A 780-nucleotide genomic window follows, 5' to 3' on the forward strand; every position below is an offset into this window, starting at 1 on the left:
ATGTTCGGCGCCGTCCAGACATGACTATGTTGTATTGCTCGGCGGATCGCCTCTGCCACTGTTGTGGCGCAGGCGACGACGCCGAACATAGTGTGGGGTCCGATTTGAGCATGTGGCGACCTGCGCCGGCTTGTATATGTCGCCTTCGCCATCGGCGCCTGTGCCCGTGCAGTGGGCGGGCGGTCAGTCGGACCGCCCGTGCCGGTTTGGTCCCCAAGTCCACTGGTCCTTCATGCCGGCCGTACCAGTTGGCACGATCCCGAGTGTAGCTGCTCAATGGCAGACGCGGCAGTATCCAGGTGGAAAATCGACGTGCGTCAGCTTTGGGGAATACCGACTCCGAAATACCGCGTGTAGGCAACATCGAGCATGCGATTGATTAAGCTTGAGAAGCTATATCCGGCGGCCCTCGCGACCAGGGGATAAAAGCTGTTCGTCCCGAGCGCCGGCATGGAGTTGATCTCCAGGACAAACGGCCGGCCGGAACGGTCGATCCGGAGGTCAACGCGGGCGTAGTCCCGGCATTGGCAGGCACGAAAGGCCGCAACCGAAATATCCCGCAGGGCCGTCGCAAGCTTACTATCGATCCGCGCCGGGCAGATAGCCTGCGGCGCCGCGACTGCCATGTGCTGCTTGTCTTCCCAACTCACAATTCGCGATTCGCGGTCGCCGAAGTCCTGCTCCACTAGAGGCAACACCTCCGGTTCTTTGTTTCCGAGTAGCGCGACGTATATTTCCCGCCCGTCGATGTATTCTTCCACGAGGGCATCCTGTGCATAT

1 pseudogene is annotated in these 780 nt (G+C 60.5%); it reads right to left on the reverse strand.

Annotation, left to right across the window (positions count from 1 at the left end):
• Nucleotides 1-317: 317 nt before the first annotated feature.
• A pseudogene (locus tag EN780_RS35915) lies at nucleotides 318-780 on the reverse strand (hypothetical protein); the annotation flags it as partial.

It is taken from the genome of Mesorhizobium sp. M4B.F.Ca.ET.089.01.1.1 (assembly GCF_004022605.1).
Taxonomy (GTDB): Bacteria; Pseudomonadota; Alphaproteobacteria; order Rhizobiales; family Rhizobiaceae; genus Mesorhizobium; species Mesorhizobium abyssinicae.